The following is a 22992-nucleotide window of genomic DNA, read 5'->3' as shown; positions in this document are numbered from 1 at the left end:
CGCCCCCGTCATGATCACTTCATGAAGAAGTTTCTGGAGGTCGCCGGTTTCCTGCTCGCTCTCTTCGGTGTGGCGGGGGTGGTGCGCGAGCTGACGGACGGCTGGTTCCGCCTCCTCGGCGTGACCCGGTTCCTCACGGAGAACGTGTGGTTCCTGGAGGGCCGGGAGCTGTTCGCCAACATCGTGATCGCGGTGCTCGGCCTGGTCCTCATGATCGTGTCGGACCGGGTGGCGAAGTCCTGATCACTCCCGTACGGCTGAGGCGCTGGTCGCGTTGAGGCGGGTCACCTCGGCGAGGTGCTCGGCCATGCGGTGCGAGACGGAACCGCTCGTGTAGAGGGCGCCGCCGACGACGGCGAACGGGACGGAACCGCCGAGGAGGGCGAGGAGCCCGGGCCAGTCCCGGGACTCGACGCAATCCTCGTCGTGGACGTACTCGCTGGTGAGGAGCGAGGGGCAGGGGCTGCCGCCGCCGTCACCGTCCTCGTACGGGGTGAGGAGCAGGACACCGAACCAGACCCAGAGGAGGGCGGCGACGGTGAACAGGCCGAGGCCCCAGCCCTGGGTACGCCGGGCACGGGCGCGGAACTCGTTGTCATAGACCAGTGAACGCATGATCGAAGAACCTACCCGGCGTCGTCGTCGGCGGCCCGGCGGCCCCAACTGGTGCCCGCCAGAACGAGGATCGCGCCCGCGAGGCCGAGGATCCCGGGGCGGTCGCCGGCGAGGGCGATGCCCGCGGCGGCGGCCCAGAGCGGTTCCGTGCCGAGGAGGAGGCTGACCCGGGACGGGGAGCTGCGGCGGACCGCCCACATCTGCACGAAGAAGGCGAAGAGCGTGCAGAAGACGGAGAGGAAGAGCAGTCCGCCCCACTCACGCGGGCCGAAGTCGAGGGCCACCGCCCAGGGTGAGGAGCCGGTGCCGGGGAAGGCCGCGATGACGGCGAAGACGGCGACGGCGGAGCCGAGTTGCACGGTGGTGAGGGAGAGCGAGTCGGCCGACCGGACCGCCTTGATCCGGGACATCGCCAGGACATGGACGGTACGGGCGAGGGCGGCGAGCAGCATGAGCAGGTCGCCGAGGGAGGGGGCGGTGAACCCGCCTCCCTGGGTGAGGAGCACGACGCCGGCCACGGAGAGGGCGGCGGCGCCGAGGAAGGCGCGCGGTGGCCTGACCCTGGTGACGGCGGCCTCGGCGAGCGGGGTGAAGATCATGGTGAGGCTGATGATCAGGCCCGCGTTGGTGGCGGAGGTGTGGACGACGCCGTAGGTCTCCAGGAGGAAGATCCCGCTGAGGATCAGCCCGAGGGCCGCCGCGCCGCGCCACTGGGCCGCGCTCAGCGCCCGGAGTCTGGCCCGTCCGGCGACGACGAGGACGGGCAGCACCACCGCGAACCGCAGCACGAGGACCGCGATGACGGTGTGGGTGGTGGTGATGCCCTTGGCCGCGAGATAGCTGGCGCCCCAGACGACGGCGACGAGCAGGACGGGCAGGTCGGTGAGCCAGGCCCGGCGCGGGGCGCCGAGCGGCACGGGGGCGGCGATCGAGGACGAAGCTGACATTGCGGCCGTTTCTCCAACTCTCGGGGCGAGGTGGAGACTTCGACGGCTCGCACGTGGAGCGATCACCGTACCCGGACGGGCCTGTGGCGGCTACACCTTTCTGCCGTCGCAGCCGTCCGCCGCCGACCGGCGGATCAGTAGCTGCCGTACGTCGGGCGGCCCGCCAGTTCGTACGTGTTGACGGCGACGCCCGAACCGGTGATGCGCCCGTCGGTCTGCCGGAAGGCGGTGGGGCGTACGCCGTCGCCGAAGAGGCGGCCACCGGTGCCGAGGATCACCGGGAAGACGAGCAGACGCAGGGTGTCGATCAGGTCGTGGTCGAGCAGGGTGCGGGCGAGACCGGCGCTGCCGTGCATCTGGATCTCGCCGTCGGTGCGCTCCTTGAGCGCCGTGACCTCCTCGACGACGTCGCCGCGGAGCAGAGTGGTCCCGGCCCAGTCGGCGGAGTCGAGGGTGGTGGTGGCGACGTACTTGGGGAGGGCGTTGAGCTTCGTGGCGATCGGGTTGGCGGGGTCCGTCTGCTTCGGCCAGTAGCCGGCGAAGATCTCGTACGTGCGGCGGCCGAGGAGGAAGGCGGTCGGCCGGGTGAAGACGTCCTGCATGTACCGACCGAAGTCCTCGTCCCCGTACGGAACGGACCAGCCGCCGTGTACGAAGCCGCCGCTGGGGTCTTCCTCCGGGCCGCCGGGGGCCTGGTGGACGCCGTCGAGGGTCAGGAACTGGGTGAGGCTGAGCGTGGCCATGGTGGTGCCCTTTCGTCTCCGGTCCATCGTGTCTCACCAGTGCAGACGGCACAGCCCGGCGAAAGTCATCGCTGGTCGGGTCGCCGTCCGATTCCCGCCAGCGTCGGGACGCCCCACCGACTTTCATTGAACCCGCAACCACTAATGGCTTCTTGTCCACGGAGGTATCGGGATGTCCACGATGAACGGCACGGCGGTTCTGGTGACGGGCGGCAGCCGCGGGATCGGCGCGGCCACGGCCGTGCGCCTCGCCCAGGAAGGCGCCGACGTCGCCTTCACCTACGTCCAGGACGAGGCGCGGGCCAAGGAGGTCGCCGCGCGGATCGAGGCGACCGGCCGCAAGGCGCTGCCCCTGCGGGCGGACGCGGGCGACGCCGGGGACGCGGCGGGCGCGGTGAACTGGGCGGCGGACGCCCTGGGCCGGCTCGACGTACTGGTGAACAACGCCGGCGCCGGTGTCCTCGGCCCGCTGGAGTCCCTGGCCCTCACGGACGTGGACCGAGTCCTCGCCGTGAACGTCCGGGGCGCTTTCCTCGCCTCTCAGGCGGCGGCCGGCCGCCTGCCGGAGGGCGGGCGGATCATCACCATCGGCAGCTGCATGACCCAGCGGGTGCCGGGTCCCGGCGGGGTGCTGTACGCGATGAGCAAGACGGCCCTGATCGGCCTGACGAAGAGCCTCGCCCGGGAGCTGGGCGGGCGCGGCATCACGGCGAACGTCGTCCACCCCGGCCCGACCGACACCGACATGAACCCGGCGGACGGACCGTACGCGGACGGCCAGACGGCCATGACGGCGCTCGGCCGCTTCGGCACCGCGGACGAGGTGGCCGCGATGGTCGCCTTCCTGGCGGGGCCGGAGGGGCGGTACGTGACGGGCGCGGAGTTCTCGGTGGACGGCGGGCACGCGGCGTAACCCACACCGACGGGACCTCGCCGCATGGGCGGGGCCCCGGCCGGGGCAGGACGGCACCCTGTCGGGGTAGGACCTCGGCGAGTGAGCCGAAGGGGCGCGCCGGGGGATCGGGGCCGAGCGCGCGGAGCCTCCTGAGGAACGAAGGAGGTGAGCACGGTCGGCCCTGTGAGCCCGGCTGCAGCGCCCCGGAGGCGAACCGAGCCCCAAAAAAAGAGGAGGCGCGAGGGCGCACCGGTGCTGTCGGTCCGGTGCGCCCTCGCGTGCCGGGCGGGGTGTCGTGCCCACCCAGTTCATGGGCGGCCGGGGGCGTACCCCCGGCCTGCTCGTACGGGGCCGGTCAGCCGCCCAGTTCCTGGTGGCGGGCCGTGAGCCGGGCCGTACCGGCCTCCGTGAGGGAGCCGAAGAGGCGGAGGCGGGAGATGCCGCCGTCCGGGTAGATGTCGATCCGGACGCGGGAGCCGACCGCCGGCGTGCCGAGCACGAAGCGGTGGTTGGTGTCGGGCTGGAGGCGGGTCCGGGGCAGGATCTCGGTCCACTCCTCCGACCCCTCGGCCGCGACGGAGAGCGCTGCCCAGCCGGCGCTGTTGCCCTTGAGGTACGCGGTGTCGATCTCGACGGCACGGATCTCGGACTCGGCGACCAGCTGGTAGCGGATCCAGTCGTTGCCCTTGTCGCGCCGGCGGCGGGTCTCCCAGCCGTCGTCCATCTTGCGGGAGCGGCCCGGCTGGATGGTGTTGGTGGCCGGGGAGTAGAAGCGGTCGGACGCGTCCTCGACCTGGCCGCCGTACTCCAGGGCCGCGAGGTCGAAGGTGCCGAGGACCCCGAGCCACGCCGGGTCGGGGGCGACCTCGCCGTACACGCGGAGGCGGGCGATGCCGCCGTCGGGGTGCTGGTTGACGCGCAGGTGCGTGAAGCGCTGCTCGACGTCGACGGCGAAGCCGTTGGCGGCGTGGCCGCCGACGGGGGTGCGCGGGACGAGCGTCGTCCACTTCACGTCGTCGGCGAGGAGCTCCTCGGGCGAGGGCGAGCCGGGGACGGAGGCGGCCTCGACGGAGACGGCCTGCGGGTAGTTGCCGCGGAAGTGGGCCGTGTCGAGGACGATGCCGCGGACGACGCCGGGCGCACCGAGCCGTACGAGGGCCCAGTCGTGGTCGTCCTCGGTGGGGTGCGGCTGCTGGGCCGAGATGCCACGGCGGCGGCGGGTCTCCCAGCCGTCCATGATCTTGCCCTTGTGGCCGAAGTGCTCGGGGTCGAACTCGGCGGCCTCGGGCTTGAGCAGGTTCTCGCGCTCGGCGAAGAACTCGTCGTTGGCGGCGATGACGCCCGCGCCGAGGCGCCGGTCGGCGAGGTCCGCGTACTGGGTGAAGGGGAAGTCGGCCGTCCGGTAGTCGGCGTAGGGGTCGCCGCCGCCGTAGGGGCTCGCGTCACCGGTGAAGGAGGGTATGCCGGAGCTGGGTGTGGCGGACACGTCAGTTGTTCCTTTCGAGGAGGCGGCCGGAGGGCTCGGCGAGGGTGCCCCGGTCGGCGATCCGCTCTCCACGCAGCCAGGTGGAGGTGACGACGCCGCTGAGGGTCTTGCCCGCGTAGGCGGTGATCCGGTTGCGGTGCTGGAGCTCGGCCGGGTCGACCGTGAAGGTGGCCTCCGGGTCGAGGACGGCGAAGTCGGCGTCGCGGCCGGCCTCGATGGCGCCCTTGCGGCCGAGTCCGGCGAGCCGGGCCGGGCCCTCGGACATCCAGCGGACGACGTCCGTCAGGTCGTAGCCGCGGCGGCGGGCCTCGGTCCAGATGGCCGGCAGGCCGAGCTGGAGCGAGGAGATGCCGCCCCAGGCGGACGCGAAGTCGGGGGTCTTGAGGTCGGTCGTCGACGGGGAGTGGTCGGAGACGATGCAGTCGATCGTGCCGTCCGCGAGCCCCTGCCACAGCGCGTCCTGGTTGACGGCCTCGCGGATGGGCGGGCAGCACTTGAACTCGGTGGCGCCGTCCGGGATCTCCTCGGCGGTGAGGGTGAGGAAGTGCGGACAGGACTCGACGGTGACCTTGACACCCTCGGCCTTGGCGGCGGCGATGACCGGCAGCGCGTCCGAGGAGGAGAGGTGCAGGACGTGGACGCGGGCGTTGAGCCGGCGGGCCTGGTTGATCAGGTTCTCGATCGCCGTGTTCTCGGCGTCGCGGGGCCGCGAGGCGAGGAAGTCGACGTACGCGCCGCCGGAGCGCTGGGGCGCGGCGGCGAGGTGGTGGGGGTCCTCGGCGTGCACGATCATCAGGCCGCCGAAGCCGGAGATCTCGGCGAGGGAGGTCGCCAGCTGCTCCTGGTCGAGCTCGGGGAACTCGTCCACGCCGGAGGGCGACAGGAAGCACTTGAAGCCGAAGACGCCGGCGTCGTGGAGCGGGCGCAGGTCCTTGACGTTGTCGGGCAGGGCGCCGCCCCAGAAGCCGACGTCGACATGGGCCTTGGCGCGGGCGACCTCCTGCTTGACGCGCAGGTTCTCCACGGTGGTGGTCGGCGGCAGCGAGTTGAGGGGCATGTCGAGCAGCGTGGTGATGCCACCGGCGGCGGCCGCGCGGGTGGCGGTCCAGAAGCCCTCCCACTCGGTGCGGCCGGGGTCGTTCACGTGCACGTGGGTGTCGACGAGGCCGGGCAGGACGACGTCGTCGCCGACGTCCTCGAGCCGGGCGCCGGCGGGTACCTCGGCGTCGTACGGCAGTACGGCCGCGATCGTCCCACCGGACACGGCGATCGACGCCGGGCGTGTCCCCTCGGGGGTGATGACACGCGTCGAGCGCAGGACCAGGTTGACGTCCACCCCGTACCCCTTCTTCCAGTGCTTCAAGGAGAAATTCAACGAACTGTTGAAGGAGTCTTCACTTCCGGACGACATGCCGTCAAGGGCACACTTCCAGCATCGCCGCCTCCATCGTCAGCCGCCGAACGTCGCTTGGATGTTTCCACGAAGTGGAATGTAAATTTCGTACAGTAGAACGTAGCTCCGTACATGCGGGGCTGACCCGGACCGCTCCGGGCCGACTGCGACACCGGACAAACACGTCCTGACCGGCGCGGACGCCGACACCGGGACCGTGTACCCCGGCCGATGGGCCGGTAGGCTGCTGCCTTGCCCGCCTGCCCCGAAAGGACCGTTGACGTGCCGACGTCCAGCGCCAGCACCACCGACGCCGCCAAACCCGCCGCAAGCGGGGGCGTCCAGTCCCTTGAGCGTGCCTTCGACCTCCTGGAGCGGATGGCCGACGCCGGCGGCGAGGTCGGGCTGAGCGAGCTCTCCGCCAGCAGCGGACTCCCGCTCCCCACCATCCACCGCCTGATGCGCACCCTGGTCGCCTGCGGCTACGTACGCCAGCAGCCCAACCGGCGGTACGCGCTCGGCCCCCGCCTCATCCGGCTCGGCGAGTCCGCCTCCCGCCTCCTCGGCACCTGGGCCCGCCCGTACCTCGCGCGGCTCGTCGAGGAGACCGGCGAGACCGCGAACATGGCGCTGCTCGACGGCGACGAGATCGTGTACGTGGCGCAGGTGCCGTCCAAGCACTCCATGCGCATGTTCACCGAGGTCGGCCGACGGGTGCTGCCGCACTCGACCGGTGTCGGCAAGGCACTGCTCGCGCACACCCCGGCCGAGGAGGTCCGCGCACTCCTCGCCCGTACCGGCATGCCGGCCGCCACGGAGAAGACCATCACCACGCCGGACGGCTTCCTCGACGCACTCGTCGCGGTCCGCGAGACGGGGTACGCGGTCGACGACAACGAGCAGGAGATAGGAGTCCGCTGCCTCGCGGTCTCCGTCCCGGACTCCCCCACCGCCGCGGCGATCTCGATCTCGGGCCCGGCGGGCCGCGTCACGGAAGCGGCCACGGAGAAGATCGTCCCGATCCTCCAGGAAGTAGCCCGAGAACTCTCGACGGCCCTGGCGAACACGACGGGCAACGGGGGGTCGTAACCCCTGCGGTGCGCGCCTCGCACGGGTGCGGGCCCTGGCCGAGTGCGGGCCCTGGCCGCACCCCCCGTTGTGGGCAACTGTTCCTCCCCCAGACTCCGTCCGGGGGGACCCCCAGGGGCGGAACGGGTGGGCACAACGGAACGGCGCCCCTTGCCGGGCCTAGGCTTCCGCGCCTGAACCCGCACCACAGGTGCGCCGCCACTGCTTGGTGCGGGTCCAGGCACAAGGGGCGGAGGCGCCGCCGAGGGCGCCGTCCCGTGTGCCCACCCGTCCCGCCCTGCGGGACGATTGCCCACACGGCGGGCGGCGGGCGCGGGTGCGAAGCCCAACGGACGGGGGCGGGTGCCCCCAACGGGGGCGGGGGCGAAGCCCAACGGACGGGGCGGGTGCCCCCAACGGGGGCAGGCGCCTCCAACGGGGGCAGGGGCGAAGCCCCACGGGGAGCGGGTGCCCCCATCAGGGCGGGCCCCAACGGGGCAGGCGCCTCCAACGGGGGCAAGTGCCCTCAGCGGGGACGGGCCCGCGGGGCGAGACCGTCTCAGACCCGGGCCACCCGCTCCGAGAGCCGGCCGTCCCGGACCTCCACCACCCTCTCCGCGCGAGCGACATGCGTCCGGTCGTGGGTGACGAGCACCGTCGCCGTCCCCCGCCCCACCGTCAGCCCCGCCAACAGCTCCACCACCGCCGCCCCCCGCTCGTGATCGAGCGCGCTCGTCGGCTCGTCGACCAGCAGCACCGCCGGTTCGTTCATCAGCGCCCGCGCGATGTTGACCCGCTGCCGCTGGCCGCCGGAGAGCTGGTGCGGCCGCCGCTCGGCCAGGTCCGCGAGGCCCACCGCGTCCAGCAGCTCCAGCGCCCGGTTCCGGGCCGACTTCGCCGGGCGGCCGGACAGGTGCGCCATGACCTGGAGCTGTTCGGCCGCCGTGAGCGAGGGCAGCAGATTGGGCTGCTGGAACACGATCCCGATCCGTTCCCGCCGCAGCGCCGCCCGCCCGGCCGCATCCAGCGCGCCCGTGTCCGTACCGTCGACGACGACCCGGCCCCGGTCCGGCGTCACGAGGGTCGCGGCGACGGCGAGCAGGCTGGACTTGCCGGAGCCGGACGGACCGACGACGGCCGTGAGGGAGCCCGCGGGAACCGTGAGGGAGACCGCGTCGAGCGCGGTCAGCCGACCGTCGCCGTCCGGGTAGGTGAGGGTGACGTCATCGAGGACAAGACTCATCGGGCACTCCCGAGCGCGGTGAGAGGGTCGACGGCGGTGATCCGCCGGATGGACAGCGCCGCTCCGAGCACACCGAGCACCACGATCACGGCAGCCGGCCCGAGGACGGTCAGCGGTTCGAGGACGAACGGCACGTTCCCGCCGCTGACCAGCGCGCCGATGCCGACTGCGAGCGCCGTACCGAGCAGCGTGCCCGCCGTGAGCATCAGCACCGCCTGCCCGAGGGCGTCCTTGAGCAGGTACGGGGTCGAGGCGCCGAGCGCCTTCAGCACGGCCACGTCACCGCTTCGCTGAATCGTCCAGACGGTGAAGAAGGCTCCTATGACGAGAGCGGAGATGGCGAAGAGGAAGCCGCGCATGAGCTGGAGCGAGCCGTTCTCGGCCTGGTAGGACCCTATGGCGGTGAGGGCGTCGTCGACGGTCCGGGCCTCGGTGCCGACGGCCTTGTCGCCCGCACCCCAGTCGGTCGCCCCTTCCCCGCGCAGCGCGATCACGGTGGCCTGTTCCTGCACGGTGGTGCCGCTGTGGCCGAGCCGCTGCCAGTCGTCGAGGGAGGTCCACACCACCGGGGTGTGGCTGTACGAGGCGTCGCCGGCGACCGCCGCGACGGTGAGCTCCAGGGGGCCGAGGCGGACCGGGTCACCGGCCGAGACGCCCAGCTCCTCCGCCGCCGACTCCGAGAGGACGGCCGTCCCCGAGGCGGGCGCCACGGGTGCGAGCCCGCTCTCCGGCTCCGTACCGAAGGCGGACACGGCGGCGGTACGGTCCCCGGCGGCGCCGTTGAGCGTACGGATGCCGAGCGGCGCCGCCGCCGTCACTCCGGGCCGGCCCGCCCACTCGCGCCACTGCTCCTCCGTCACCGTCGAGTTGGTGAAGGAGACCGACTGCCCGGCCGGTGGCGCGGCGAAGGCCAGCCGGTCGGCGGGCAGACCGGTGATCGCGGAGATGTTCTCCCGCGCGAGTCCGGCGGTCAGCCCGGACAACAACCCCACGAGCAGGGTGATCAGCACGATCACGGTGCCCATGAGGGCGAATCGCCCCTTGGCGAATCTGAGGTCTCTCCATGCGACGAACATGCTGACCAGAGTGGTCGGCGGGGCACCCCCCGGGCATCGCGCCACGGATGGCTCCGTAATCAAACTTTCGGTTGAGTCCGGATTGTCTGCCGCTGTCTAGGCTGGAGGGAACATGGATCTGCGTTTCTCCCTCCACCCCACCCGGCGTTTCTCCCTCCACCCCACCCGGCGTTCCTCCCTCCACCCCGCCCGGCGTCCCCTCACCCCCGCCCTCCGCGCACTGCGCCTCTGTCTGCACCTGCTGATGGCGGGCCTGCTCGCCCTCGCGGCGGTACGGGCGGGCTCGGCCGCCGGGACGGCGCTCGCGGTGCTGACGGGCGCCGTCTACGCAGCCGGTTCGTACCTGCCGTCCGTACGGAACTCGCAGCGGGCCGCCGGCGTCTGGCTGGCCGCCCTCGGCGCGTCCTGGCTGGCGATGCTGTGCCTGACCCCGGAGGCACTCTGGGTGGCCTTCCCGCTCTACTTCCTCCAGCTGCACCTGCTGCCCGCCCGCTGGTCGCTGCCGGTGGTCGCCCTGACGGCGGGCGCGGCGATCCTCTCGTACGTGGGGCACGGCGCCGCGCTCAACCCGGGGGTCTTCATCGGGCCGCTGCTCGGCGCGGCGGTCGCGGTGGCGACGGTCCTCGGCTACCACGCGCTCTACCGGGAGAGCGAGCGGCGGCGGCGGCTCATCGAGGAGCTGATCGAGACGCGGGCGGAGCTTGCGGCGGCGGAACGGCACGCGGGGACGCTCGCCGAGCGGGAGCGGCTCGCCCGCGAGATCCACGACACGCTCGCCCAGGGCCTGTCCTCGATCCAGCTGTTGCTGCGGGCTGCCGAGCGTGCGCTGCCGCCGGGTTCACCGGCGGCCGGTCACATCGACCGGGCCCGGCGGGAGGCCCAGGACAACCTGGCGGAGGCCAGACGTTTCGTCCGGGCGCTGTCACCACCGGACCTGGAGCACGGCTCGCTGGCGGCGGCGCTGGAGCGCCTGTGCGAGCCGGGGCCCGGTCCGGATCCCGACGACGCGGGGACGAGTCAGTACGGCGACCCGGGGGCCGGCGACGCGGGCACGAGTCCGAACGGCGGCCCGGGAGCCGGGCCGCGGGTCCGTTTCTCCATCAGCGGTACGCCGGTCGAGCTGCCTACCCCCTACGAGGTGGCGCTGCTCCGTATCGCTCAGTCGGCGCTCGCGAACACGGTGCGGCACGCGGGCGCCTCGCGGGCGGAGATCACCCTGTCGTTCATGGACGCCTCAGTGACCCTGGACGTGGTCGACGACGGCGGGGGCTTTGAGCCCGGTTCGGTGCGGCCGTCCTCCGACGGCGGTTTCGGGCTTCCGGCGATGCGCTCGCGCGCGGAGTCGCTGGGCGGCACGTTCACCGTCGAGTCCGCCCCCGGCCAGGGCACGGCCGTCGCCGTGTCCCTCCCTCTTCCCGCTGGAGTCTGAAGCATGACCATCCGCCTTCTCCTGGCCGACGACCACCCGGTGGTACGGGCGGGCCTGCGCGCGGTCCTCGACACGGAGCCGGACTTCGCCGTCGTCGCGGAGGCGGCGACCGCCGAGCGTGCGGTGGAGCTGGCCGCCGCCGGGGATGTGGACGTGGTCCTGATGGACCTGCAGTTCGGCTCCGGGATGCACGGCTCGGAGGCGACGGCGGCAATCACGGCGGCGCCCGGCGGGCCGAAGGTGCTGGTCCTGACGACGTACGACACGGACGCGGACATCCTGGCGGCAGTGGAGGCGGGCGCCTCCGGTTACCTCCTGAAGGACGCGCCGCCGGAGGAGCTGGCGGCGGCGGTCCGAACGGCGGCGGCGGGCCAGTCGGCGCTCGCCCCGGCGGTGGCGCACCGGCTGATGGACCGGATGCGGATGCCGGCGGAGGCGCTGACGAGGCGGGAGCTGGAGGTGCTCCAGCTGGTGGGCGAGGGCCTGTCGAACCAGCAGATCAGCAAGGTGCTGTTCCTGAGCCAGGCGACGGTGAAGTCCCATCTGGTGCACGTGTTCGCGAAGCTGGGCGTGGACTCGCGCACGGCGGCGGTGGCGACGGCGACGGCACGCCGGCTGATCAGGCGCTAGTCACCGTCCGAGCCCGATCCGCCGGACAGGCCGGCGTCGACGCACCGCTGTCAGTCGACCGGCCCCCGCGGCGCCGGCGGCCCGAAGAGTTCCACCGCGCGCCGGACCCCGGCAAGCCCCTCCGCGAGCGCGCTGACGGACCCGACCGATCCCGCGACGAGCAGCAGCGAGCGGCGCAGCCGCCGAACCTCGGGCGCGCCGCTGAGCGCCATCGCGTCCAGGGCGGCGAGCTCGTCCTCGGCGATGCCCCGGTCGGCGAACTCGACGCGATGGGCGGCCAGCTCTCGTCGGAGCCGGGACACGGCGGACCGCAGTTCGGCCACCCTGGGGTCCACGCCCTCGCCGGTCACTCGCCTCTGCCCCACGCTTCGCAACATGGTTCTCCCCCTCGCACGACACTGTGCGCAGAACTCCATACTCCGAACACTCCGAGCCGACCCGCCGGACGGTGGTCGGTCGGGCGCCGTGAGTAGCGGTCAGTTAACTCCTTCGCCACCCCGGCGCGCCACCCTTCGCCACCGGAATTCAGGCGACCGTGTCATTCCGCCGGGTGAGGTAAGACGTCCTCATGACAACAGCGCATGATCGAACCGCCGACCGCTCCCCCGTCGTCGCCGGCCTGCTGCTCGCCGCCGGGGGTGGGCGGCGGCTCGGCGGGCGGCCCAAGGCGCTCCTCACCCACCGGGGGCGTCCCCTCGTCGAGTACGCCGTGGGGGTGCTGCGTGCGGCCGGGTGCGAGGTGGTGCACGTGGTCCTGGGCGCGTCGGCCGATGTCGTACGGGAGCGGGCGGAGCTGCCCGGGTGTGTACTCGTGGAGAACCCGGAGTGGGCCGAGGGGATGGGTTCGTCGCTGCGGGCGGGGCTCGCCTCGTTGGCCGCCGATCCGCGCGGGGTGGACGCGGCGCTCGTCCTCCTGGTGGACCAGCCGGGGATCGGGGCGGAGGCGGTGGCCCGGGTCCGGGCGGCGTACGCCTCGCGGGATTCGCTCGCGGCGGCCTCGTACGACGGGCAGCGGGGCCATCCGGTGCTGTTCGGCGCCGGGCACTGGGCGGGGATCGCCGAGCTCGCGGTGGGCGACCGGGGCGCGCGGGACTATCTGGCGGCGCACCGGGATGCGATCACCCCGGTGGACTGTTCGGATGTGGCCGAGCCCTATGACATCGACACCGAGGAGGATCTGGCGCACTTGGAGTGAAGGGCGTGGCACCCAGCGCCATGGTCTGTCGATCCGGAGAATCTCGACATCAACAAACCATTGAACTTCCACCATGAGGAAACTAGTATCCACTGTTCAGAAGCGCTTGCTCGTACAGAAGGCGCTTGCGGCCGTATCTCGGCGCCTGCGGCACTCCGTGCCGTCCCGCGACGCCCGGCGGCCGCCTGGCACCGCCCGTGAAGTCCGCTGAAGGAAGTGACAGTTCATGTCCGCACCAGCGCCGTCCCCCCTGGCCGTCGTCGATGCCGAGCCCCTGCCGCGTCAGGAAGAGGTGCTCACCGAGGCCGCCCTGGCCTTCGTCGCCGAACTGCACCGGCGGTTCACCCCGCGCCGGGACGAGCTCCTCGCCCGCCGAACGGAGCGTCGCGCCGAGATCGCCCGCACCTCCACCCTGGACTTCCTTCCGGAGACCGCGGCGATCCGTGCCGACGACTCCTGGAAGGTCGCGCCGGCCCCGGCGGCTCTGAACGACCGCCGCGTCGAGATCACCGGCCCGACCGACCGCAAGATGACGATCAACGCGCTCAACTCCGGCGCGCGCGTCTGGCTCGCGGACTTCGAGGACGCCTCCGCGCCGACCTGGGAGAACGTGGTCCTGGGCCAGCTCAACCTGATCGACGCGTACAGCCGGAAGATCGACTTCACGGACCCGCGCTCGGGCAAGTCGTACGCCCTCAAGCCCGCCGATCAGCTGGCCACCGTCGTCATGCGGCCCCGCGGCTGGCACCTGGAGGAGCGTCACCTCACCTTCGACGGCCGCCCCGTGCCGGGCGCGCTCGTCGACTTCGGCCTGTACTTCTTCCACAACGCCCAGCGTCTGATCGACCTCGGCAAGGGCCCGTACTTCTACCTGCCGAAGACGGAGTCGCACCTGGAGGCCCGCCTCTGGAACGAGATCTTCGTCTTCGCCCAGGACTACGTCGGCATCCCGCAGGGCACCGTCCGCGCCACGGTCCTCATCGAGACAATCACGGCCGCGTACGAGATGGAGGAGATCCTCTACGAACTGCGCGACCACGCCGCCGGGTTGAACGCGGGCCGCTGGGACTACCTGTTCTCCATCGTCAAGAACTTCCGTGACGGCGGCGCCAAGTTCGTCCTTCCCGACCGCAACGCGGTCACGATGACGGCCCCGTTCATGCGCGCGTACACCGAGCTCCTCGTGCGCACCTGCCACAAGCGCGGCGCGCACGCGATCGGCGGCATGGCGGCGTTCATCCCGTCCCGCAAGGACGCCGAGGTCAACAAGGTCGCCTTCGAGAAGGTCAAGGCCGACAAGGACCGCGAGGCCGGCGACGGCTTCGACGGCTCCTGGGTCGCCCACCCCGACCTGGTGCCGATCGCGATGGCCTCCTTCGACGCCGTCCTCGGCGAGAAGCCGAACCAGAAGGACCGCCTCCGCGAGGACGTCTCCGTCGCGGCCGGCGACCTGATCGCCATCGACTCGCTGGACGCCAGGCCCACGTACGCGGGCCTGGTCAGCGCCGTGCAGGTCGGCACCCGCTACATCGAGGCGTGGCTGCGCGGCCTCGGCGCCGTCGCGATCTTCAATCTGATGGAGGACGCGGCCACCGCCGAGATCTCGCGCTCGCAGATCTGGCAGTGGATCAACGCCGGCGTCGTCTTCGAGAACGGCGAGACGGCCACTCCGGAGCTGGCCCGCAAGGTCGCCGCAGAGGAACTGGCCGCGATCCGCGCGGAGATCGGCGAGGAGGCCTTCGCGGCCGGCAAGTGGCAGCAGGCCCACGACCTGCTGCTGCACGTCTCCCTCGACGCCGACTACGCGGACTTCCTGACGCTGCCCGCGTACGAGCAGCTGGTCGGCTGACCTCGTGGATCTCGTACGCGGAACCTGTTGACCGGCTGCCCGCACAGCTGCCGAACAGCCTCCCGTACGACCACGGAACAACCACTGAACAGGGCTCCGCCCCCGGTACGCGCACACGTACCGGGGGCGGAGCCCTGTGTCGTCACAGGGGACGTGACGGAACCGAGATATGCAGCTACCTAGCGGTAACAAGCCGGGGGGTGACAGATTCCGCCATGCCACCGGCCGGCGGCTGTCCCCCACGTCACTGCGTACCGCAGGAGCACAGCCATGCCTTCGTCCCCCCACCGTGCGCTGCGCGCACTCCTGGCACTGTGTACCGCCGCCGGGCTCGCCTCCGTCGCCGCCCCCTCCGCCCACGCCGCCCCCGGCACCGGGCCCACCGCCGTCGTCACCATGGGCGACAGCTACATCTCCGGCGAAGCCGGCCGCTGGCTGGGCAACAGCCTCACCAACTCGGGGAGCCGCAACGGCACCGACCGGGCCTGGACGGGCAGCGGTTACGACCCGTCCCGGGTGTACGGCACCACCGCGGGCGGCTGTCACCGCTCGGACACCGCCGAGGTGCGGAGCGCGGGACCGATCGCGAGCTCCCTGATCAACCTGGCCTGCTCCGGGGCGACGACGGAGAACCTCTTCCGCGCCTCGCAGGGCGGCCGGGCGTACAAGGGCGAGGCCCCGCAGGCCGACCAGCTCGCGGCCGTGGCCGCCTCGCACGACGTGGAGCTGATCGCCCTCTCCATCGGCGGCAACGACCTCGGGTTCGCGGACGTCATCACGGCCTGCGCGACCGACTACATCGTCTGGTACTCGTACTGCGCCGACGACCAGCAGGCCGAGGTCGACGCGAAGATCGACGGCGTCATGGCGGACGTCGGCCGCTCGGTCGACGAGATCCGGGCCGTGATGACGAGCGCCGGATACAGCTCCTCCGACTACCGGATCGTCCTTCAGTCGTACCCCTCACCCATCCCGCGCGCCGCCGAGAACCGGTACGGGGAGAGCGGCTGGTCCCGTACGAACACGGGCGGCTGCCCCTTCTGGAACAGCGACTCCGACTGGGCCCGTGACTCCCTCGTCCCGCAGCTCGCCAACCGGCTGAAGGGCGTCGCGGCGGCCAAGGGGGTGCAGTTCATGGACCTCCGGGACGCCCTCCAGGGGCGTGAGGTGTGCGCGAAGGCGAGCCGTCAGGTCACGTCGACGGTGCCCGCGTCGGGGACGACGAGCGAGTGGGCGCGCTGGATCGACAGCCAGAGCACGCAGGGGCTCGTCCAGGAGTCCATGCACCCCAACGCCTACGGCCAGCAGGCCCTCGGCCGCTGCCTGGCTCTGATCCACGCCCGCCCGACGGGCAACCAGACCTGCCGGAACACGGCGGGGTCGGGACCGTCGGGGATGTACCTCACGGCCGGCTGAGCATCACGCCGGCGGCACGAGGCCGAGCGGGCCGAGGACCCGCTCGGCCTCGTGCCGGTCGGCCGCCCTCATCGCCCGGACCAGGGCGGCGGAACCGCCCGGCCAGGCCGCGGCCGCCGTGTCGAAGGCGGTACGGCGGGACTCCAGGGGCCCCTTCTTGGCGGGCAGCGCGTCGAGCACGAACAGCGCCCGCGCCGAGATCCCCACCTGGATCAGGTCGGAGGGCTCACCGCACGCACGGAGGGCCTGATGGGCGTATGCGCCGATCACCGGGTCACGGAGGGCTCCGCGCAGGGCTTCGGGCGGGGCGGCGGCCGTGTCCAGGACGGCGAACAGCCCACGGGTGGCGGCGGCGTCGGAGGTGCCGGCGTGGACGGTGCCGAGGGCGGCGAGCAGCCGCGACCAGGCGTCGGCGGTGTCCCCGCGCGCGTGGAGCCAGTCGGCGAGCACGCGCGCGGCGACGCAGTCGGGCCAACCCCCGGCGGCGGCCACGACCTCGGGCGCGCTCCACGCCCTGGCCCCGGCGGCGTCGGGCGCGGCGATCCCGCGTACCCCGAGCAGATAGCGCACGACGCCGGCGCCGCGCGGGGTGAGCCCGAAGGCGTCGCCGGTGCGGAAGACCAGGCCGGTGGCGGCGAGTCGGTCGAGGACGGCGGCGAGGTCGCGGGCGGGCCCTTCGAGCTTCGCCCGGTCGGCCTCGGTCAGCTCGGCCGTACCGAGGAGTCGTACGAGCTCCGGCAGGGGCGGGGTCGCGTACGGGTCGGGTGCCTCGGCCGGTACCGGTACGGGCAGGTCCTCCAGGGCCGGGTCGACGGCCCAGTCCTCGTACTCGGCGGCCTTGCGGGCGACGGACTCGGCCGAGCATCCGCGCCGGTAGACCACGTAGAGCAGATGCGGAGCCTCCCCGCCGTACGGCTCGAACTCCTCCTCGGTCAGCTCCTCGACGGCGGTGATGAGGGTGTTCGCGTCCTCCTCGACGGGCCCGGCCTCGATCACGGGCGGCGGGGGCACGGGGACGGCGATGTCGCCGTAGTGGTCGAGGTGCTCGTCGAGGAGGGCGTCGGCGAGGACGAGGTGAGGGAAGTCGTCCGGCCCGGGCGCGAAGCGCGCGTACGGCCCGGCGAGCTGCTCGGCCAGCCCGGCGGCGGTCCACCGGTCCTGAAGCGCGGCGGCCACCTGCCCGATGCCGGTCGCGACGGCGTGGTCGGTGAGCAGCGGCCCGGCGGCGGGCGGCGCCTCGGCGTCCCGTACGTACGCGCGGGTGAGGGCCTCCGCGAGCAGGACGTCCGCGAGGGCCGTACGCCCCATGAGATCGGCCCGGTGCACCCCGTCGGGCAGCGGCGCCCCGTCGAGGGCGGCGAGCCGGCGCCGTACGTCCTCGGGGTCGGCGAGGTCGGCACCACAGGTCCGCAGCAGCGAGGCGTACCACCGGTGCCAGGTCAGGTTCCCCGGGTCGGTCATGGCCCGCTCGAAGTCACCGACGGCATCCCTGACCGCCACGGCGACCTGCTCGCCCCGAGCCCCGTCGAAGCGCGCCGCGAGCTGCCCGACCACGTCGGGATAGACGGCGAGCGCCCCTGGAGGCGCGTACACGAACGTCGGCAGATCCTCGACGAGCAGCTGCCGGACGAGACCGGGCGTGGGCTCGGGCACCCCGGACCCCCGATCGGCCCCACGAAGGGCCAGAAGCCCCAGCACCGCTTCCGCGGCACGCACGAAGACGGGGTCGCGGCGCTCGGAGGTTCCGTCGAGGAAGCTGTCGAGCCCGGTGTTGGTGAGAACGGTCTCGGCCACGCTTCCCAGGGTAGTTCGACAGGGACGAATCGGACGTACGACGCAGGCGGAGGGGGCCAGGAATCATCGCACCCGCTTCGGCAGGGGTGTCAGGGGGCGTCTCCGCAGGGCGCGGACGACCTGGGCCATGTGCTGGACGTGTCCCGTGCGCAGCCAGATCGTGGGACCGCCGACACCCTCGCTGCCCGCTCCGGCCGCGCAGGAGACCAGCCAGCGCTCCCCCGCGCTGAACTCGGCTCCCCGGAAGCCCTCCGCGCACACGATCTCCTGGACCAGCGCGCGGATCGCGTCCGCGTGGTCGAGTCCCCGGGTGGGCACGCGCGCGAGGAGGAACGTGCGCTCGGTGGTGTAGCGCACGATGCCCCAGGGGGAACCGCCGCCCACCGCCACCGGCCGGTCGGCGCCTCCGGTGTGGTCGGCCCCGTAATCGCCGTAGACGACGCGTACCTCCGGGCGGTCGGGCCCGTCGACGAGCATGTGCCAGACGTCCCAGTCGAACCGTTGCGCCTCCGCGAGCGGTGCCCCGTAGTCGTCGGGGTACGCGGGAGGGAAGGAACCGGCGAGCAGGACGACCGTCCGCCAGCGGTGGAGGGGGCCCAGCAGGGCGAGGGCGCGCAGCGCCCACTTCTCCGCCGGGCAGTGCTCGTCGACGACGGCCCCGAGGTCGAGCAGCAGGTCCAACGGGCAGTGCGCGAACGCGATCCGGTCCAGGAGAAGGACGACCTCGTCCCTCAGCTCCTCGTCGGGCAGCCCGGTCAGGAACACCCGGATGCCGAGGCCGCTGCCGCTCGCGCGAGCCGCTTCGGCGCTGGCCGTCTGCTGCCCGGCGGCGCGCCCGACGCCCGTCACCGGCCGGAGCGAGGTCCGTGCCGCACCCGGCAGGCCGGCCGTGGCGAAGGGCCACGCCTGGTCCTCGACGTGGAAGGCGTCCACCCACGCGGGCCGACCGTGCTGCACGGTCTCTATCCGGTGCAGTACGGCCCCCAGATGGGCGGCGAGCGCGGCCGGGTCGGGATCGAGCGGGTGGGGCGGGCGCCGGCCCATGGTGCGGAGCCGGCCGACCCGTGGCGGGATGCTCCACAGCGGCGTCACGCACGCGCCCACCCGGGGCGGAAGAGAGTCGTACGCGTCGAGGGCGTTCCGGCGCGCGGGCAACGCGGGTACGTAGAGCGGGTCGGACGGGCGGTCGGACGACGGACCGGACAACGGCTCGAACATCGGCGCCCCCCAGCGGCCCGCTGCATCCCCTGCTTCGCAGGGTGAGGGGAGGCGGTGCGCGGCGAAAGGGGGCGGTTTCGGCCAGTCCGCGACTCCGTCAGCGCACCACCACCGTCCGCGGTGCCGAGAAGTCGCCCCAGGTGCCGTCCGGGAGTTGGGCGCGGAGGGTGACGGTGTAGCGGGTGCCCGGGGGGTCCTGGACCGGGAAGGTGTAGGTGGCGCGGCCGGGGGGTGGGGCGGTGCCCCAGATGATGGTCGTGGCGAACGTGCCGTTGAGGTGGAGTTCGTGGTGGGTGACCGGGGCGCCGGTGTCCGGTGGGGTCCAGGTGACGGTGATCTCGCCCTTGGTCGCCGTGGCGGCGAGGCGGGTGGGTGCGGTGTTCGCGGGGGCGCCGGGGGACGGGGCCGTGGTGAGGTCGGCGGGAGTGCTGTCCGGGGAGGAGTTCTCGGCGGCGTCGCGGGCGCGGACGGTGAACGCGTAGGCGGTGCCGGGGCGCAGTCCGGTGACGTGGGCGGTGGTGGCGGTGCCGGGCACGGTGTGGATGCGGGTGTCGGCCTGGTAGACGTCGTACGCGGTGACCCGGGTGTCGTCCTCGGAGGCGGACCAGCGGAGGGTCACGGCGCGACTGCCGTCGGGGGTGGCGCGGAGCCCGGACGGCGCGCCGGGGGGCCTGCGGTCCTCGGCGACGGCGCGGAGGGTGGTCGCGGTGACGGTGACGCTCGGGGGCGAGACGTTGCCGGCGGCGTCGCGGGCCCGGACCGTGAAGCGGTGGAGGGTGGCGGGGGCCAGGCCGACCACGTCGGTCATCAGGGTGGTGGCCGGGAGGTCCTTGACCTTGCGGCCCTCGCTGTAGACCGCGTACCCCGTGACGGCCCGGTCGTCGGTGGCCGCGCTCCACATCACATGGACCGTGCTCGCGCTGCCCGCCGTCGCGGTGACGCCGGACGGGACGGTGGGGGCGCGGGTGTCCTCGACCTCCGAGACAGCGGCGCCCTGGCACCCGGCGAGGGTGAGGGTGAGGGCGAGCGTGAGAGCAGTCAACAGGCTTGCGGCGAGCGGGCGTTGCACGGGCCGGCCTCCGTCCGTCGGAAAGGTCCAGACCTATATCGCACAGTCGGACCGGCTCCGGCAAGGGGGCGCTGTCAGTGGCCTGCGCTTCACTGAGAACATCACGCTCCGTAGTCGAATCTGGGGGAATCATGACGGACCGTACGACCTATGTGACGCTCGCCGGGGTACGCCGACGCGGCTGGACCGACACGATGGTGCGGGACCTGCTCGGCACACCCGATGTACAGGGCCGCGACCCGCGCCGCTGGTCCCTCGCGCCGCTGCGGCTCTACCTCCTGGCGCGGGTCGAAACGGTGGAGCGGACACCCGAGTTCGCGGAGACGTCGGCGCTCTCGCCGGCCCGCTCCTCGGCCGCGGCGGCCTACGCCGAGCGGCGCCGGGCCGCCGTCCTGGCCGCGATCCGCGCGGAACCGATCGAGGTGCCCCGGCTGCCGGGGCCCGAGCTGGAGCGGCGGGCGGTCCGGCACCGGCAGCTGCTGGGGGCACGGAGCCCGGGGTCGCCTCCGGGCGGGACACCCCCGAAGGCATCGGGCGAAGCACCTGCCGGCGCCCTCGTACGGTGGCAGGTGAGCTATCTGCGGCAGGCCCTCGCTCGGTACGAGGCACTGCTCGACGGCCTGTACGGGGAGACCGGGCGCGGCGAGGCCGAGCGGCTGCTGCGGCGACGGCTGTACGAGGCGATCGCCGCCGCGTACCCGGCGCTGGCCCAGGAGTGCCGTCGGCGGCTCGCGGTGGAGCGGTGAGTGGATCGGTGAACGGGCGCGTGAACGGGCGCCGTGACCACCACCGGAGCCTTGCCGGGCGCCCCGGCCGTCACCCGCGCAGCAGGCGGGCGATCTCGCGGCACGCCGCCGGGATCGGGGCCACGATCCTGACCGCGCACCGGGTGCGGAGTTGCTCCGCCGCGTCGCCCAGTGGGCCGCCGCCGATGACGACCGCCCGTGCCCCGTCCCGTTCCCCGCAGGCGCGGACGGCGCGCTCCAGTTCGTCGAGGAGCGACTCCGGTTCGGCGGAGAGGCGTTCGGGTGCTCCGGTGGTGAGGCGGAGGCCCGTGTACCGGTCGGCGAGGCCCAGGGCCGTCACATGGGCCGTGATGGCCTCGGCCAGGAGCGGTGTCGTGGTGGCGATGCCGAAGGGGGTTCCGCCGGCGGCCGCTTCCCTGAGGGCAGCCTCGCCCAGGCCCACCACGGGCACATCGGTCGCCGCGCGCAGCTCCGCCGCGCCCGGGTCGCCGAAGGCGCCGATGAGGAGGGCCGCGCAGTCTCCGCCGGCCGCAGCGCGGAGGCCCGCGGCGAGGACCTCCGGGGCGGCGGCCCTCAGCGCGGCCGGGTCGGTGAGCATGCGCGGGCCCCGCGGCACCGTCACGCCACGGACGGGGAAGGCACTGCCCAGGGTGCGCCGGGCGAGGGCGGTCATCATCGCGGTCGTGGCGGTGGAGGTGTTGGGGTTGATCAGCACCACGGCCCCGGGCCCCGCGGCGTGCGCGGGGACCGGGGCGGGCGGTGGGGCAGCGGGCGGGTTCAGTGGACGTGCGCCGCCTTGGCCGTGTGGCTGCCGGAGATCTCCTCGCCGGGCTCCATCGGCGCGGTGACCTCGTCGTCGTCCCGGCCCTTGCCCAGGTGGTTGAAGACCACGTTGAGCAGGACCGCCGCGACGCAGCCGGTCGAGATGCCGGAGTCCAGGATGATCTTCGCCGTCTCCGGGAAGGCGTGGTAGAACTCCGGCGCGGTGATCGGGATGATGCCGACGGCGAGCGACACCGCCACGATCAGCACGTTGTTGTCCTTCTCTAGACCGGCCTTGACCAGGGTCTGGATGCCGCTGGCGGCGACCGAACCGAAGAGGACGACGCCCGCGCCACCGAGGACCGGCCGGGGGACGACCGAGATGAGCGAGGCGGCGACCGGCGAGAGGCCCATCAGGACGAGGAAGCCGCCGCCGCAGGCGACGACGAAGCGGCTGCGGATCCGGGTCATGGCGACGAGGCCGATGTTCTGCGCGAAGGCGCTGCACATGAAGCCGTTGAAGAGCGGGCTGATGGCGGAGCCGAGGGTGTCGGCGCGCAGTCCGGCCGCGATGGTCTTCTCGTCGGCGGGCCGGTCGACGATCTCGCCGAGCGCCAGCATGTCGGCGGTCGACTCGGTCATGGAGACCAGCATGACCACACACATGGAGATGATCGCGGCAAGGGCGAACTGCGGGCCGCCGAAGTGGAAGGGCGTCGGGAAGCCGACGATGTCCGCCTCGGTCACCGGGGAGAAGTCGGTGACGCCGAACGGTATGGCGATCAGGGTGCCGATGACGAGGCCGACGAGGACGGCGATCTGCTTGAGGAAGCCGCGGGTGAAGCGGCGGAGCAGCAGGACGACGACGAGCGTGATGCCGGCGAGCGAGAGGAACGTGGTCGAACCGTAGTCCTCGGCCGCGGGATTGGGCCCCTGGGCCCAGCCGAAGGCGACCGGGAGGAGGGAGACACCGATGAGGGTGATCACGGTGCCGGTGACGACGGGCGGGAAGAACCGCACGAGGCGGGAGAACCAGGGGGCGGCGAGGAAGCCGAGGAGTCCGGCGACGATGATCGCGCCGAAGATGACGGGGAGCGCGTCGGTCTTGTCGTCGGTGGTGTCGACGATGGCGAGCATCGGTGCGACGCCGGCGAAGGTGACGCCGTTGACGAACGGCAGCCGGGCGCCGATCTTCCAGACCCCGAGCGTCTGGAGGAAGGTGGCGAGACCCGCGGTGAAGAGGCTGGCGCCGGTCAGGAAGGTGAGTTCGGTGCCGGAGAGGCCGACGGCCGCTCCGACGATCAGGGGCGGGGCGACGACCCCGGCGTACATGGCGGCCACGTGCTGGAGACCGCTGGTGACCATCTTCAGCGGGGGCAGCTTCTCGTCGACCGGATGTATCTCGCGGTCGTCGGGGG

At 72.9% G+C, this 22992-nt stretch carries 22 protein-coding genes; 9 read left to right on the top strand and 13 right to left on the bottom strand.

Annotated features, from left to right (window positions below; all coding sequences use genetic code 11):
- The first annotated feature begins 21 nt into the window (after positions 1-21).
- Positions 22-243, top strand: coding sequence for a hypothetical protein (locus OG462_RS34190; protein WP_361849945.1), 222 nt, complete (start codon positions 22-24; stop codon positions 241-243).
- Here the strand turns inward: OG462_RS34190 and OG462_RS34185 are convergent, their stop codons facing one another.
- From OG462_RS34185 to OG462_RS34175, 3 genes are all read right to left on the bottom strand, one after another.
- Complete coding sequence (locus OG462_RS34185; RefSeq protein WP_406063692.1) at positions 244-615, bottom strand: hypothetical protein; 372 nt, start codon at positions 613-615, stop codon at positions 244-246.
- Positions 616-626: 11 nt separating this feature from the next.
- Entirely contained in the window at positions 627-1562 is a 936-nt protein-coding gene (locus tag OG462_RS34180) for a DMT family transporter (RefSeq protein ID WP_406063690.1), read from the bottom strand.
- A 134-nt stretch (positions 1563-1696) separates the two neighbouring features.
- Positions 1697-2305 carry a dihydrofolate reductase family protein gene (locus tag OG462_RS34175; protein ID WP_406066833.1) on the bottom strand — a complete coding sequence of 203 codons (609 nt, stop codon included), beginning with the start codon at positions 2303-2305 and terminating at the stop codon, positions 1697-1699.
- 172 nt (positions 2306-2477) lie between these two features.
- On the opposite strand from OG462_RS34175, the gene OG462_RS34170 reads away from it, so the two are divergent.
- Positions 2478-3218 carry an SDR family NAD(P)-dependent oxidoreductase gene (locus OG462_RS34170; protein ID WP_406063688.1) on the top strand — a complete coding sequence of 247 codons (741 nt, stop codon included), beginning with the start codon at positions 2478-2480 and terminating at the stop codon, positions 3216-3218.
- Between the two features lie 337 nt (positions 3219-3555).
- On the opposite strand, the gene alc is transcribed toward OG462_RS34170, so the two are convergent.
- The gene (alc, locus tag OG462_RS34165; protein ID WP_406063686.1) at positions 3556-4686 is read right to left on the bottom strand and encodes an allantoicase; all 1131 of its coding nucleotides are present in this window, start codon (positions 4684-4686) and stop codon (positions 3556-3558) included.
- Position 4687: 1 nt separating this feature from the next.
- Positions 4688-6022: an allantoinase AllB gene (gene allB / locus OG462_RS34160; protein WP_406066832.1), complete on the bottom strand. Its 1335-nt coding sequence runs from the start codon at positions 6020-6022 to the stop codon at positions 4688-4690.
- Positions 6023-6361: 339 nt separating this feature from the next.
- On the opposite strand from allB, the gene OG462_RS34155 reads away from it, so the two are divergent.
- Positions 6362-7168 carry an IclR family transcriptional regulator gene (locus tag OG462_RS34155; RefSeq protein ID WP_406063684.1) on the top strand — a complete coding sequence of 269 codons (807 nt, stop codon included), beginning with the start codon at positions 6362-6364 and terminating at the stop codon, positions 7166-7168.
- Between the two features lie 538 nt (positions 7169-7706).
- Here OG462_RS34155 and OG462_RS34150 read toward each other — a convergent pair.
- A complete protein-coding gene (locus OG462_RS34150; protein WP_406063682.1) occupies positions 7707-8390 on the bottom strand; it encodes an ABC transporter ATP-binding protein in 684 nt (227 codons plus the stop codon).
- Positions 8387-9466 (bottom strand): ABC transporter permease, encoded by a 1080-nt coding sequence (locus OG462_RS34145; protein WP_406063680.1) that lies wholly within the window; start codon positions 9464-9466, stop codon positions 8387-8389. The genes OG462_RS34150 and OG462_RS34145 overlap by 4 nt, the downstream gene beginning before the upstream one ends.
- Positions 9467-9710: 244 nt before the next feature.
- On the opposite strand from OG462_RS34145, the gene OG462_RS34140 reads away from it, so the two are divergent.
- The gene (locus OG462_RS34140) at positions 9711-10895 is read left to right on the top strand and encodes a sensor histidine kinase (RefSeq protein WP_406066831.1); all 1185 of its coding nucleotides are present in this window, start codon (positions 9711-9713) and stop codon (positions 10893-10895) included.
- Between the two features lie 3 nt (positions 10896-10898).
- Positions 10899-11525, top strand: a complete 627-nt coding sequence (locus tag OG462_RS34135) for a response regulator (protein WP_406063678.1) — start codon at positions 10899-10901, stop codon at positions 11523-11525.
- A gap of 50 nt (positions 11526-11575) precedes the next feature.
- On the opposite strand, the gene OG462_RS34130 is transcribed toward OG462_RS34135, so the two are convergent.
- Positions 11576-11902 carry a DUF5955 family protein gene (locus OG462_RS34130; protein WP_055602862.1) on the bottom strand — a complete coding sequence of 109 codons (327 nt, stop codon included), beginning with the start codon at positions 11900-11902 and terminating at the stop codon, positions 11576-11578.
- A 191-nt stretch (positions 11903-12093) separates the two neighbouring features.
- Between OG462_RS34130 and OG462_RS34125 the strand changes: the two genes are divergently transcribed.
- The 3 genes from OG462_RS34125 to OG462_RS34115 all read left to right on the top strand — a co-directional run bounded on the left by OG462_RS34125 (position 12094) and on the right by OG462_RS34115 (position 15985).
- A complete protein-coding gene (locus OG462_RS34125) occupies positions 12094-12720 on the top strand; it encodes an NTP transferase domain-containing protein (RefSeq protein WP_406063675.1) in 627 nt (208 codons plus the stop codon).
- Positions 12721-12946: 226 nt separating this feature from the next.
- Positions 12947-14569, top strand: coding sequence for a malate synthase A (aceB, locus tag OG462_RS34120; RefSeq protein ID WP_406063673.1), 1623 nt, complete (start codon positions 12947-12949; stop codon positions 14567-14569).
- Between the two features lie 270 nt (positions 14570-14839).
- Positions 14840-15985, top strand: a complete 1146-nt coding sequence (locus OG462_RS34115; protein WP_406063672.1) for a GDSL-type esterase/lipase family protein — start codon at positions 14840-14842, stop codon at positions 15983-15985.
- Positions 15986-15988: 3 nt separating this feature from the next.
- Here OG462_RS34115 and OG462_RS34110 read toward each other — a convergent pair whose 3' ends face one another.
- The 3 genes from OG462_RS34110 to OG462_RS34100 form a co-directional block, all read right to left on the bottom strand.
- The gene (locus OG462_RS34110; protein ID WP_406063670.1) at positions 15989-17779 is read right to left on the bottom strand and encodes a hypothetical protein; all 1791 of its coding nucleotides are present in this window, start codon (positions 17777-17779) and stop codon (positions 15989-15991) included.
- A gap of 63 nt (positions 17780-17842) precedes the next feature.
- The gene (locus OG462_RS34105) at positions 17843-18997 is read right to left on the bottom strand and encodes a beta family protein (RefSeq protein WP_406063668.1); all 1155 of its coding nucleotides are present in this window, start codon (positions 18995-18997) and stop codon (positions 17843-17845) included.
- A 97-nt stretch (positions 18998-19094) separates the two neighbouring features.
- Positions 19095-20066 (bottom strand): fibronectin type III domain-containing protein, encoded by a 972-nt coding sequence (locus tag OG462_RS34100; RefSeq protein WP_406063666.1) that lies wholly within the window; start codon positions 20064-20066, stop codon positions 19095-19097.
- Between the two features lie 131 nt (positions 20067-20197).
- Here OG462_RS34100 and OG462_RS34095 point away from each other — a divergent pair, with 131 nt between their 5' ends.
- Positions 20198-20812, top strand: a complete 615-nt coding sequence (locus tag OG462_RS34095) for a hypothetical protein (RefSeq protein ID WP_406063664.1) — start codon at positions 20198-20200, stop codon at positions 20810-20812.
- Positions 20813-20882: 70 nt separating this feature from the next.
- Here OG462_RS34095 and OG462_RS34090 read toward each other — a convergent pair whose 3' ends face one another.
- Positions 20883-21530, bottom strand: a complete 648-nt coding sequence (locus tag OG462_RS34090) for an aspartate/glutamate racemase family protein (protein ID WP_406063662.1) — start codon at positions 21528-21530, stop codon at positions 20883-20885.
- A gap of 59 nt (positions 21531-21589) precedes the next feature.
- Positions 21590-22939, bottom strand: a complete 1350-nt coding sequence (locus OG462_RS34085) for a nucleobase:cation symporter-2 family protein (protein ID WP_406066830.1) — start codon at positions 22937-22939, stop codon at positions 21590-21592.
- Positions 22940-22992: the final 53 nt, after the last annotated feature.

It is taken from the genome of Streptomyces sp. NBC_01077 (genome assembly GCF_045162855.1).
GTDB lineage: Bacteria > Actinomycetota > Actinomycetes > Streptomycetales > Streptomycetaceae > Streptomyces.
Note: the sequence above shows the minus strand (reverse complement) of the source record. Positions and strands in the feature narration are given on the sequence as shown.

Bases quoted from the DNA above. Each gene is read 5' to 3' on its own strand.
- OG462_RS34130 (WP_055602862.1), bottom strand. From the start codon at position 11,902: ATGTTGCGAAGCGTGGGGCAGAGGCGAGTGACCGGCGAGGGCGTGGAC.
- OG462_RS34085 (WP_406066830.1), bottom strand. From the start codon at position 22,939: ATGGTCACCAGCGGTCTCCAGCACGTGGCCGCCATGTACGCCGGGGTC.
- OG462_RS34125 (WP_406063675.1), top strand. From the start codon at position 12,094: ATGACAACAGCGCATGATCGAACCGCCGACCGCTCCCCCGTCGTCGCC.
- OG462_RS34140 (WP_406066831.1), top strand. From the start codon at position 9,711: ATGGCGGGCCTGCTCGCCCTCGCGGCGGTACGGGCGGGCTCGGCCGCC.
- OG462_RS34180 (WP_406063690.1), bottom strand. From the start codon at position 1,562: ATGTCAGCTTCGTCCTCGATCGCCGCCCCCGTGCCGCTCGGCGCCCCG.
- OG462_RS34095 (WP_406063664.1), top strand. From the start codon at position 20,198: ATGACGGACCGTACGACCTATGTGACGCTCGCCGGGGTACGCCGACGC.
- OG462_RS34175 (WP_406066833.1), bottom strand. From the start codon at position 2,305: ATGGCCACGCTCAGCCTCACCCAGTTCCTGACCCTCGACGGCGTCCAC.
- OG462_RS34105 (WP_406063668.1), bottom strand. From the start codon at position 18,997: ATGTTCGAGCCGTTGTCCGGTCCGTCGTCCGACCGCCCGTCCGACCCG.
- OG462_RS34150 (WP_406063682.1), bottom strand. From the start codon at position 8,390: ATGAGTCTTGTCCTCGATGACGTCACCCTCACCTACCCGGACGGCGAC.
- OG462_RS34115 (WP_406063672.1), top strand. From the start codon at position 14,840: ATGCCTTCGTCCCCCCACCGTGCGCTGCGCGCACTCCTGGCACTGTGT.
- aceB (WP_406063673.1), top strand. From the start codon at position 12,947: ATGTCCGCACCAGCGCCGTCCCCCCTGGCCGTCGTCGATGCCGAGCCC.
- OG462_RS34190 (WP_361849945.1), top strand. From the start codon at position 22: ATGAAGAAGTTTCTGGAGGTCGCCGGTTTCCTGCTCGCTCTCTTCGGT.
- OG462_RS34170 (WP_406063688.1), top strand. From the start codon at position 2,478: ATGTCCACGATGAACGGCACGGCGGTTCTGGTGACGGGCGGCAGCCGC.
- OG462_RS34145 (WP_406063680.1), bottom strand. From the start codon at position 9,466: ATGTTCGTCGCATGGAGAGACCTCAGATTCGCCAAGGGGCGATTCGCC.
- OG462_RS34185 (WP_406063692.1), bottom strand. From the start codon at position 615: ATGCGTTCACTGGTCTATGACAACGAGTTCCGCGCCCGTGCCCGGCGT.
- OG462_RS34135 (WP_406063678.1), top strand. From the start codon at position 10,899: ATGACCATCCGCCTTCTCCTGGCCGACGACCACCCGGTGGTACGGGCG.